The 11,858-nt window shown below is 31.9% G+C and carries 12 protein-coding genes; 11 read left to right on the forward strand and 1 reads right to left on the reverse strand.

The window, feature by feature from the left end:
- Positions 1–6: 6 nt before the first annotated feature.
- The 3 genes from IJI80_RS05520 to IJI80_RS05530 all read left to right on the forward strand — a co-directional run bounded on the left by IJI80_RS05520 (position 7) and on the right by IJI80_RS05530 (position 1,731).
- Complete coding sequence (locus IJI80_RS05520; RefSeq protein WP_292788335.1) at positions 7–207, forward strand: transcriptional regulator; 201 nt, start codon at positions 7–9, stop codon at positions 205–207.
- A gap of 302 nt (positions 208–509) precedes the next feature.
- Entirely contained in the window at positions 510–977 is a 468-nt protein-coding gene (locus IJI80_RS05525; RefSeq protein ID WP_292788337.1) for a HEAT repeat domain-containing protein, read from the forward strand.
- A 298-nt stretch (positions 978–1,275) separates the two neighbouring features.
- The gene (locus IJI80_RS05530; RefSeq protein ID WP_292788339.1) at positions 1,276–1,731 is read left to right on the forward strand and encodes a hypothetical protein; all 456 of its coding nucleotides are present in this window, start codon (positions 1,276–1,278) and stop codon (positions 1,729–1,731) included.
- Between the two features lie 51 nt (positions 1,732–1,782).
- Here IJI80_RS05530 and IJI80_RS05535 read toward each other — a convergent pair whose 3' ends face one another.
- Positions 1,783–2,574, reverse strand: a complete 792-nt coding sequence (locus IJI80_RS05535; protein WP_292788340.1) for an alpha/beta hydrolase — start codon at positions 2,572–2,574, stop codon at positions 1,783–1,785.
- Between the two features lie 263 nt (positions 2,575–2,837).
- Here IJI80_RS05535 and nikR point away from each other — a divergent pair, with 263 nt between their 5' ends.
- The 8 genes from nikR to IJI80_RS05575 all read left to right on the forward strand — a co-directional run.
- Positions 2,838–3,284 (forward strand): nickel-responsive transcriptional regulator NikR, encoded by a 447-nt coding sequence (gene nikR, locus IJI80_RS05540; RefSeq protein WP_292788342.1) that lies wholly within the window; start codon positions 2,838–2,840, stop codon positions 3,282–3,284.
- 132 nt (positions 3,285–3,416) lie between these two features.
- On the forward strand, positions 3,417–4,343 hold the full coding sequence (locus IJI80_RS05545) for a methyltransferase domain-containing protein (RefSeq protein WP_292788344.1): 927 nt from the start codon (positions 3,417–3,419) through the stop codon (positions 4,341–4,343).
- Positions 4,344–4,475: 132 nt separating this feature from the next.
- On the forward strand, positions 4,476–5,171 hold the full coding sequence (locus tag IJI80_RS05550; protein WP_292788346.1) for a hydrogenase maturation protease: 696 nt from the start codon (positions 4,476–4,478) through the stop codon (positions 5,169–5,171).
- Between the two features lie 136 nt (positions 5,172–5,307).
- Entirely contained in the window at positions 5,308–6,447 is a 1,140-nt protein-coding gene (locus IJI80_RS05555) for an ATP-grasp domain-containing protein (protein ID WP_292788348.1), read from the forward strand.
- 279 nt (positions 6,448–6,726) lie between these two features.
- The gene (locus IJI80_RS05560; protein ID WP_292788350.1) at positions 6,727–7,800 is read left to right on the forward strand and encodes a phospho-N-acetylmuramoyl-pentapeptide-transferase; all 1,074 of its coding nucleotides are present in this window, start codon (positions 6,727–6,729) and stop codon (positions 7,798–7,800) included.
- A 127-nt stretch (positions 7,801–7,927) separates the two neighbouring features.
- Entirely contained in the window at positions 7,928–9,574 is a 1,647-nt protein-coding gene (locus IJI80_RS05565) for a Mur ligase family protein (protein ID WP_292788352.1), read from the forward strand.
- 78 nt (positions 9,575–9,652) lie between these two features.
- A complete protein-coding gene (locus IJI80_RS05570) occupies positions 9,653–11,260 on the forward strand; it encodes a hypothetical protein (protein WP_292788354.1) in 1,608 nt (535 codons plus the stop codon).
- Between the two features lie 17 nt (positions 11,261–11,277).
- On the forward strand, positions 11,278–11,858 hold a 581-nt coding region (locus tag IJI80_RS05575), incomplete at its 3' end, for a zinc ribbon domain-containing protein (RefSeq protein WP_292788355.1).

Below are 11,858 nucleotides of genomic sequence, written 5' to 3' on the forward strand. Positions count from 1 at the left end.
GAAATAGTGCTGAAGTCATTTGAAGGCGAGGACTATTTAAGACCAATACAGATTTCTAATAAAACAGGTATTCACCCAAACAATGTAAGCAAAAAACTGAAGGATCTTCGCGAGCATGAACTGGTCTATGTCATCAATCCAGAGTACCATGTTCCAAAAATGTACAGGCTTACCGAAAAAGGCAAAAATATGCTCCAATTCTTGTAGCAAATCAACTGTTTTTAACAAAAATCCTGTTTATTTATGGATACATGTACATGCTTTCACGGTTTTATGGCACTTTCGCATTTCTCAAAAAACATAATTTTAAATATTAGTTCGCATATATTAAAATTATATATTATATTATTTTGACAATTGCAAAAATTTTAAAATTTTTGTTATATTGGGGTCAGAATAAGAATAATAATTAAGTACATTTAACTCTATAATAAAATTAAGGCAATTCATTGATTTGACATTTGGTGGATTAAATTAAATTTTTATAATTATTTTAGGATGGTAATAATATGGAAAAATCTATTGATGATCTTATATTAGATTTAAAGGATTCTGATGATTTTGTAAGAGAAGAAGCAATAGGCATGCTTGAACTTAAAGGTGAAGAAGCAGTAGAACCTCTTATTGCAGCTTTAGATGAAAGAAACAAAGACATTAAAATTGGAGCAGCTCAAATCTTAGCAGCTATTGGTGATAAAAGAGCTATTCCTGCACTTGTAAAGACTTTAGGAGACAGAAACAAATTGGTAAGAAGAGAAGCTTCCACAGCTTTAACCACTATGGGTGATGAAGCTATTGAACCTGTCCTTGCAGAATTGGATAATCCTAAATGGAGAGTCAGAGGTGCAGCTTGCTGGATTTTAGGTGCACTTGATGCTAAGGAAGCTCTTCCAAAACTCGAAGAATTATTGAATGATGAAAGCTCTTTTGTGCAATATGGTGCAAAAGATGCAATCAACAGATTAAAAGATGAATAATTGATTTATTCATTTTTTACCTTTTTTACCTTTTTTTACTCTTTCTTACTCTTTTTTACTCTTTTTTACCTTTTTTTACCTTTTTTTACTCTTTTTTACCTTTTTTTACTCTTTTTTACCTTTTTTTACTCTTTTTTATTTTATCCCATATTTCAATACTTTTTTTTACATAATGGACAATTTCTATTTTTTTTAAAACTTTTACTTTTCAAGTGCTGTCTATAAGTTTATTTATAATGTTTAACATAATATAATTAAATCAAGAAAAAGAATATTTTTTAAAAATAGGGTTTTACTTATGATTACAATTACCAAAGCAGAAGAAGAAATTTTAAATCAAATTAAATCATATCCGGAAGAAAAGATAGATGTTTCTCTCCTTAAAGATGATTTAGGCATGTATGAACATGACCTCAATGATCTTTTGAAAAGCTTGAAGTCTAAGGGTTTGGTGTTCTATAATGGCTCTACAGTTCAATTGAAGGATGTTGATGCAACAATAAACACTGTAGATTCAAAAGAAGATGTAATAAATGCTGAATTGAACCAAAAGGAAAAGGCATCCTTTGAAATTATCAAGTCTTTGGCAGATGAAAAAGGATTTGTTTCAAGATATGAAATTGAAGGAAATCTTTTATATGGTGATTTGAAATTATCAGACTTCAGAATGTATCATATCCTATTGTCCTTAGAAAATAAGGGGCTTATTAAGGCGGTTTATAGGAAAAATGGAGATTATTATAAGATTTTATAATCTCATAATCTCTCAATCTTTTTTTATTCAATTTTCCTACTTTTATTTATTTTAATCTATTTTTGACATAAAATCATTAATGATATTCAACACTTTTTCAATATTTCTGCCAATTAGAATATTGTGTTTTGTCTTTTCGAGTACAATCAATTCTGAATCTTTGATGTTATCGCTTATTTTTCTTTGAATATTCAAACTGGTTAAATTGTCCTCTTCTCCAGCTATAACGAGTGTAGGAGCATTTATTTCATTTAACTTATCTGTAAGATTAAATCCATAACCTGCATCAATTCCTTTTTTTATTCCTTCAAGATTTGCAGTTTTTGCAGCTTCATGCTTAACGCTTTCGAGAAGTTCCTTATGCTCTTCAAGCAAATCTTCAGTTAATGTGTAAGGCAAGATTGTGTCAAAGAATTCAACGAATCCTTTATCAATTGCATTATCAAAGTCATCAAAGATCCTTTTCAATTTATCGTCATGTTCCGGAAAGCTTGACATCACGATAAGTCCATTGACCATTTCAGGATGATTTACAGCTAAGTCCAATATGACATTTCCACCTAATGAAAGCCCTACAAAAACAGCATTTTCAATATTTAATGCTTTCAGCAATTGATATAAATCCTCTTGATACAAGTCAATGGTAGTGTTTTTATCATCATCAGAGGATTCTCCATGTCCTCTCAAGTCATAAATCAATGTCTGATAATCATTATTTAGATTCTCACTTAAGACTTTCCAATACTCTAGGCTATCGGATAATCCATGAACAAAAACAATGGTTTTTCCTTCCCCTTCAAGTTCATAATTTATGCAAATATCGTTAATAATCTTTTTAGTCATAATCAATCATTTATTTTAAGTTTAATATAATATTTTTCATTGAATTCGTTAAGTATTCAATATCCAAAAATTAGATGTATCCAATCATCACTTAAACATATTTTATTATTTTTATGAAAATCTGTAATAATTTTAGTAATATTTATATTATAGAAAGTAATAAAATATTAATTAGTTAATAATAATGTTGTGTTTTTTATTATATTAGTAATAAATAATGAATTATTATTAAATATTTGTATTGTAGTTTTAGGTGTTTAATTATGATGAGAATAAGTATGTCTTTGCCAAAAAAGCTTTTGGCTGAGTTTGATGAAGTTTTAAAAGACAGAGGTTATCAATCACGTTCAAAAGGTATTCGTGATGCTTTAAGCGATTACATTTTAAGATATCAATGGATGAATGAAATGGAAGGTCAAAGGGTAGGTGTCATCACCATTATCTATGATCATCATTTCACTGGCGTTATGGAAAGCTTAGCAGACATCCAGCATGACTATAGAAATGAAATCAATGCGAGCATGCACATTCACATGACCCATAAGTACTGTATGGAAGTCATTGTTGTAAATGGTGAAGTTACACAAATCAGAGAATTGACTGAAAGGATGATGAGACTTAAAGGTGTAGAGCATGTAAAACTCACCTCTACAGCAAACGGCGAGTCTTTAGACCATGACCACGACCATGATCATGACCACAGTCATTAAACATTAACTTTTTCTAATTTTTTTAATTAAAGTTCATTAATTTTAATGAATTTTTAATTAAATTTTTAATATTTATGGCTTTATTAGTCATTTTTATCTTTTTTTCAAAATCTTTATTGATTAAGTGTTATTATGAAATTTAAAGTAAATTCCTATCATTTTAAGCTTTTAAGAGATTATGAAAGGCTTAGCGCTTTCAAGGAAGCCATTGAGGACTATGCAATCAGAAATGATGCAAATTCCAATGGTTCAAATTCTAAAGTGGCATTTGACTTGGGATGCGGTTCTGGAGTTTTAAGCTATTTTGCAAGTGAATATATGGATAGGATTATAGCTATTGAATTAAATAATTCAACCTATCAATTAGCTAAAGAGAACCTTAAAGAATTCGATAAGATACAGGTATTCAATGATGATATATTGGGCTTTGATTTCAGTAAATTAAATGAAAAAGCTGACCTGATTATTTGTGAAATGTTGGATACCGCATTGATAGATGAGGAGGAAGTTCCTGTATTGAATCGTGCAAGGAAATTCCTAAATGAAAATGGGGAAATCATTCCAAAAGGAATGATCAATTCAGTTGAGGCAGTATTCATGAACAATCACTTCATTCAGTATGAAGATGACGAATACAGTCCAGTTTATGTTTCTTTAGGCGAATCTGTTGTGTATAGTGAATTTGACTTCATGAATGATATCGATTGCAACTTCTCTGCAGAAATAGAATTGAAAATTTATGGTAATGAAGAATTAGATGATATTGGCTTTGAAGTGAATTTAAATGAGGAAAGGTATGAAAAATTCAATTTTAAAGAAAATTTTAATATTGAAGAGGATAAATTAAAGATTAATGGTATCAAAGTAACAAGCTTTACCAAAATGAATGATAATATTATCTGTGGGCCTACTCCAATGCTAAACCCTGCAATGCTCGTTCCAATTGAAGAGACGGAAGTGAGATGCGGTGATACCCTTAGATTAAGATTGGAATATGTCATGGGTGGTGGAGTGGAAACCATCAGGACTGAAATTTTAGAAATTATTCATAAAGATTAAGTGAATATTCAATATTTTTCAATTAATCTATAAGATGTTCAATAGATAGGAATTATGTTGAATGCATACTTTTTTAGTTGCATTTCAAGTGTAAAAATTTTCAAGTTTTCAAATGTATTTTCCAGTGATAAAATGTTAAATAATTTTGATAAAATAAGTTCGGATATTGATTTGTTTTTAGAAAACTGTGATAGTCTTCTTATTTTAGGTATAGGAAATGATATTCGTGGAGATGATGGTTTAGGGCCATATATAATCAATCAATTGTCTATTTTAAAAGATTATATCTTGAATAATGTAAATCTAAATGATATAAATCAAAAAATCAATAAAAATGAACTTGAAACTCAAGATAATGAATTTGAGTTTTTTGATAATGTAATTGATATTAACACTGGAAATACACCTCTAGTTGAGGGTCTTGATTCGTACATAAACGAACTTAATGTTGATGTAAATGAGTCATTGATTGAAAGGTTGAATAAAACATTTCTAATCAATGGGGGATCTGTTCCTGAAAACTTTACAGGACTTATCAAGAAAATTGACCCATCTCATATCATACTGATTGATGCAAGTTTGATGAAAATGCAAGCAGGTGAGATAAACATAGTGAATAAGGACAATATAGCCGATATCAGCATTTCAACACACTCAATGTCATTAGCATATCTGATTAAATATTTGCAATTGGAAAAAGAGTACAATATCCTTTTTATTGGAATTGAACCTGAAATAATGGACTTGTCATTTGAATTGTCTGATAATGTTAAAGAGTCATCAGACATGCTTGTCAAATTGCTCTTTGAAAAGATTTTAGCAATTTAAGGTTAAATTTATTGAAAATCCTCTCTTTCTCTTTCTTTTTTAAATGAATTCTATTAAAAATCTTTTCTTTTTTAGTAAATTTTATTTAATACGATTTTAAATATATTAATAGATTAAGGAATTCTAATGTGATTTTATGAAAGTGTTGTTTATTGGATCAAGATTATACGATGATGTGGCTTATCATGTTGATGAATTGGGAGTGGAAAGCATAATAACCGAATCAAACGAGGAAGCTCCTAATTTGGATTTGCCTACAAAATACTATATAGTTCCAAGAGGAATGGATAAGCCAATGGAAATAGCTATTGAAGAGGAAGTTGATGCAATCGTTCCCCTTTTAGGAATTGACCCTCCATTGATGAGTGTAGCTATAATGAAGGAGGAAATAGAGAAAGAGCATAATATTCCAGTAATTTCCTCCAATGTGAATGCTGTATCCATTGCATCCGATAAGATAAAAACCAAGGAATTCTTTAAATCAATCAATCTCAATGTTCCTCCTGCAAATGTCTTGAATGGAAATGACTTTGACACTGAAGAGGAATTTATAGAAAAGTTAGGATTTGATTTCCCTATTGTCCTAAAGCAAGGTGAAGGCCAAGGAGGTAAGGACATTTGCATAACAAATGAATTTAGTGACGTTTTGGATTACTTTGAGAATTTTGAAACCGCTTTGATAGAAAAGTTCATTGAAGGGTCTGAAGTTTCCATTGAAGTCATTGGATGGAACGGTGAATACTTGCCTTTGGTGCCGGTTTACAAAGGGGAAACCAATTTGGAAGGAATTCATCCAATCAAAAGACTCAGATATGGTCCTTGTGACTTTGAAAATATGGATAATGAGGAGTTTAGAAAAATAGCAAAGCACATTGCAACTAACCTTGAATCTGAAGGGACAATCGATATGGACTTGATTTACTCTAAAGAGGAAAACAAAGTTTATGCAATTGAGATAAACACCCGTCCAAGCGGTACAAGATACCTTTCATTTGCCTGCACTGACTTGAATCCATTGAACTTGCTTGTAGACATTGCAGTAGGAAAATTCGATGTAAAAGAGCTTGAAAAGGAAATGAAGAGTTATTATACTTTAGAGATTCCAATTGGTGATTATGAAGGGCCAGCTCCTCAGGAACCTGTAAAGGAATACATAAATGGTAATTTCATTGTTCATGGGCCTAAAGGATACCAAAGGGTAACAATTAGAGGAAACACCCGTGAAGAAACCTTTGAAATAGCTAAGGAATTAACTGGCAATGATTATTCCATTTAATTCTTTTTGATTTTCTTATTTTTCAATTGATTGTATTTTTATTTTTTATTCAGATTCTTTTTTTAATAATTTTCATATTTTCAAATTCTTTTCTTAAATCTTTTTTTCTTTCAAATACATTTTTTATGGTGTTTTTTGACATTTTCACTTTGAAATGATAATATCATTGTAATATCATTTTCTTATATATAAATAAAAATATAAATATTAGGTTAACTATAAAATATTATATTATAGTATGAATTTTTTAATATTTTTTAAGAATTTAGTGTGATGAAAATGGATTTGACAAATATAATAATGATGTTTTTAATAACCTTCTTTGCAACAGTGATTTTCACCTGGTTTGTAAGGAAAACATTAAGGGATGCAGACCTATCTGACAATCCTATAGTAAGTGAACATAGACATAAGGCAGGAACCCCTACAATGGGAGGAATAGCTTTCTTATTTGCTATTTTGCTTATTCTTTCATTATATTATAAAAACACAAATATTTTGATCATTTCATTTATCATGCTTACCGGTGGAGTAATGGGATTGCTTGATGACCTATTAGGTCTCAGAGTAAAGGAATATCAAAAGGTAGTTAAGAATATCAGCGATTCTGTTGTTCCTATAGGTCTCCTTGACTTAGGAGTTGGTGAAGAGGCAAGAATCACAACAGATAAGGCAAAAGAGCAAGTAGGCGCTTTGGTTGATGAAGGCAAACTTGAGATTGTTGCTGAAATTCCAATCAAATACGAGCCAAGTGAAGGAGTAAAAATCATTGTACAGTTATTGCCTGGGTTATTCTTGGCATTTACAGGTGCTGTAGCTACTTGCGGCGGATTTGAGTTAGGCCTTTTGGCATATCCTGTTTTAATCATAGGTGTATTAGGTGCAATCAATGCAGTGAACCTTATTGATGGTATGGATGGTTTAGCTGCTGGGATAATAGCTATTGCATCATTTGCATGCTGTATTTATGGATACATGTTTGGAAATCCTGCAGCACTTTATCCATTTGGACTATTGACTGCAATCTGTCTTGGATTCTTGGTATTCAATAGGTATCCTGCTTCAATATTCATGGGAGACACCGGATCATTCATCTTAGGTACTGGTTATGCAGCAGCAGTGTTCCTAACTGACATGCCTTACTTTGGAGTGCTTGCATTAGCTGTTCCAATCGTATCAACAATCATAAGCCTAATGCATAGGGCTCATATAATAACATTGCCTGTAGAGCCATTGCACCATACCTTGAATTACAAGGGAATCTCTGAAATCAAGATTGTTTTGAGTTATTGGTTACTCACTGTACTTGTATGTGCAATTGGAATTTTAGGAAAACTTTTCCTCTTTTCATAATTTCACATTTGACTAAATAAAGACTTAAATTAAATTTATCATAAAATTTATCATTATATTTATCATTAAATTATCAATTATTTTTATTCTATTATTTTTATTCTTATAAACACATTAAGGGATTGAAATGTCAAAAACATATTTTTTAAATGAATTAGCAGATTCCGTATCTTCCTTAAACACTTTTTCTATCGACCAGCTTGCAGATTCCATTGGAGGAAAGATTTATGGTTCAAATAGCTACAAGGCTTCAAATGGATTCACTGGAATCTTTGAAACATTGAACGAAGCTCAAGAGGGAGATATTGTAATAAGGCATTGGATCAACGGCAAGGGTGTTGAAATAGCAAATGAAAAGAATGTAGCTTGCCTAATCACCTTGACTCCTAAGGAAGATGCATTGGAAATGGCAGAAAAGCTCCAGTTTCCAGTGATTGTAGTTGATAGGATTGAATTTGCAAATGCATTTGCAATCAAATGGACAATTGACAATTTGGTTCCTGACTGTAAAAGAGTGGTGATAAGTGGAACAAACGGCAAATCCACAAGCTCCCATATGATTTATCATATACTGTCACATGCAGGATATAATGTATTCACTAATACAGATGCTAAATCAGAATTCAATACATTGATAGACCCAATGGTTGCAAAATTGATTTCAGAAGAGGTTTTGGCAAATCAGGGAGTTGACCCACGAATATTCAATTTCATATGCGACATTCCAAACAAGGAGGTATTCGATTACCTTGTAATTGAAGTTTCAGAAGTGCAAGGTTGGGGAACAGACTTGATGAAAAACCATGCATTGATCATGTCTTCAGCAATCAATCCTGATGTTGGCGTTGTAACCAATGTTGCAATGGACCATATTGGCCTTGTAAACTCAATTGAAGATGTCTTTGAAGAGACTTCCGGTGTAGTTAAAGCTACAAATAAAGGTGGAATTGTCCTTAATTTTGATGATGAGAATGTCTTGAACATGAAGCATTTCCTAAATGATGGCGTTGACGCTTACTTCACTTCAATGGAAAAAGATCTAATTGAAGAGTATGATGAAAGCATTGACAAGAAAGTCTATTTTGACAGAGATGAAAAGAAGATAATGTATAATGGAGAGGCAATCTTAAGCTTTGAGGAGCTTCCATTCACTGGTGAGCATTTTATCCGAAATATCCTTTCTGCAATCTCTGCTTGCATTTCATTGGAGATTCCTATTGAAGACATTGTAGATGGAGTTAAAACCTATAGGCCTTTAAGCAGAAGGTTTACAAGACTTTATGACGAACCTATAGTCATTGATGACTTTGCACATAACCCTGATGGAATAAAGAACACAGTTAGGGCAAGTTATGACTTGGCAGAGCAATTGGATAAGAATGACTTGTATATTGCCTGTGCAATCAGAGGTTCCCGTGGAGAGACCTTGAATGGACTCAATTCAGAGGCATTGGCAGAAGTCATTAAAGAGTTGCGCCACAGAAATGATGACTTGATTGAAAAGGACCCAAGCGCTAAGAAAAGAAAGATTTACCTAACATTATCCTCAAGCGGTGATTTGGTTGACCATTTGAATTTTGTTGAAGACTTTGAAAAGGACATATTCTTTGCCAAATTGGATGAAAAGCACATCAAATACAATCATTTTGAAAAGCTGTATGATGCTTTAGGATACATTATGGAAACTGCAGACAAGGACGATGTTGTATTGTTGATTGGTGCGCAAGGTATGGATCCTGCATCAGATGTCTTAAAGGACATTTTAGGGCATTAAAATAATTTTGAATATATGGATAGAATTTTGTTTAATAAATCTTAAATTAATTATTTTTATTTTTTAAAGGTTGTTTGTATGAGTGAATTTTGTTTTAGTTTCTTGGAAAATCAGTTTAGAGACATTTATCTAGACTGTGCCAGGATGGATAAGAATCTCATTGAAGGAGATGGAGTTGAAGCTATTCTGATTGCTGGAAGAATAGCTGAAAAGATCACTAAGGCAATTTTCGCTTATGAAGGAATCAAGGATGATGAAACCAGCCAGTATAAAAGGATTGAAAAGTTGAATAAGGCAAATATCTTGCCTAATAACATAAAGAATGACTTTTCAAAGCTTAGAAGATTGAGAAATGATGTTTATCACAATACATTAAACAGTGATGGAACTGGTGGATTCAGACCATCACAGCAAACAAATAAACCTTATGTGCAGAATGGAGGTTTAAGGGATTATAAAACTGGTTTTAATGAAATCAAGGATGATTTTTCATTAAATGATGATGAGGAAATCTTAAACCAATCTACCAATCCTCTTTTATCCAAAAGCCCTTCAAATGATATTAGCGGTGAGCTTCAGGCTGCAAGTGAAGCCCATAAGATCATCTTCAATATCTGTGTCTGGTTTTATGTAAACTATTCAGGTGACAAGGACTTCATAAGGCCTAAATACAAGCTTAGCAGAAGAACTCAGGATGCAGACTTCTTGATTAGGCTCAAGTCAGCAGTCAATGATGGCAAGGATTTCATCAGACTTAGGCAATCCAGTCCAGACAATGAAATCATACAGATATTGAATGAATTGTACATCCCTAAGGCAAAAGAGGAAAAGGATGAAAATCTTGTTTATGGATTAAACAATCAGGAAATAAAAATCAGACAACCTGATGTTCCATATTCCCAATGCTTGGGAATTTCCTATGACGATAATCTTTTCATGTGGAAAGCGGAACATGGAGATAAGGAATTGGGATTGTACCAATCATCTAAAGAGGCTTTTGAAGCAAGGGAAATTTATATCAGTTCAATTCCTATGCCTAGAAAGATAGGCGGTGCATATTCCAAAGCAAGAGGAATCTCATTTAGCAAAATACAGAAATTATGGTCTGCAAGCGTTAAGGGACAGATAATATCTTACCATTCAAGTGAGAATGAGGCAATCAAGGCAAGAAAGGATTACTTGAAGGAAAACGATTTGGTAGATGTAAAGGTCAAAGGCGGCTATAAGACAATCACCCTTGAGGAAAGGGATAAGCTAAGGGCTAAAGCTAAAGAGAATGCTAAAAAGACAAAAAGTTCCAAGCCAATCAAATCAATCGATTCAAAGTCAAGCATAAAGAAGGAAATGGCAAAAAGTGATAAGTCTACTAAAAAATCTAAATTGGATTATGCCAATGAATTTAAAAAAGATACTGAAAAAAATAAGGTTAAGGTTGAAAGCGGAAATAAGGTTTCATCTCAAAAGGCCAAAAAGAAGGTTAAGGTTAGCGATGGAGCTAAGGTTTCCAAGTCCAAAAAATCCGAGTCAACATTAAGTCAGAAAAAATCCTCTAAGTATGAAGGTGTTTTCTATGAGGAAGGATTGTTCATGTGGAGTGCTGAAGTTGACGGCAAGCATTTAGGTTTATTCCCAACTGAAGAAGAGGCTCATGAAAAAAGAGCAGAATACATTAAAAACAGATCTTGAATTAAGGAGATGAAAACATGATGTCTAATTTTAAGTATTGCCCAATGTGTGGAACACAAAGAGAAGATGGAAGTCAATTTTGCAAAAATTGCAATTTTGAATTTTTAGTTGGAAAGTATGTTAAGTTAGATGATGAAAAGTCTTCTCAAGATGAAAATATTGAAGTTGAAAAAGTATCTCAGGAAGAGTTTGTTGAATCAAATGAAATGTTAAGACAAACTAAGAATAAAATTAATTGTTGCATTGCTAAGTATCTAAATTATGAATTGACTAATCAATATAATGAAACTTACGAAGAAAACATTAATATTAGTGTAACTGAGTATATATCTCACAGTTCAAAAGGCTCATTTGATGACATTTTTGAAAAAGAGTATCTTGAAAAATTTGAAAATTTGATTCATGATGAAAAATTTGTAGATTCAAAAAATATTTTCATTCAATGGATTGGTGAAAATCGAGGTCACTTGCCAGGCATGGTATTGAATCAATACAAAGTTCCAATTCAATCAAACATTGATAGTTTGAAAAATGTAATTTCATTAGATATGGTTGATAGTGATGAGAATGAAAAATTTAAAAGTCTATTGAATGAATC

Source organism: Methanobrevibacter sp., from assembly GCF_017432245.1.
GTDB lineage: Archaea > Methanobacteriota > Methanobacteria > Methanobacteriales > Methanobacteriaceae > Methanobrevibacter.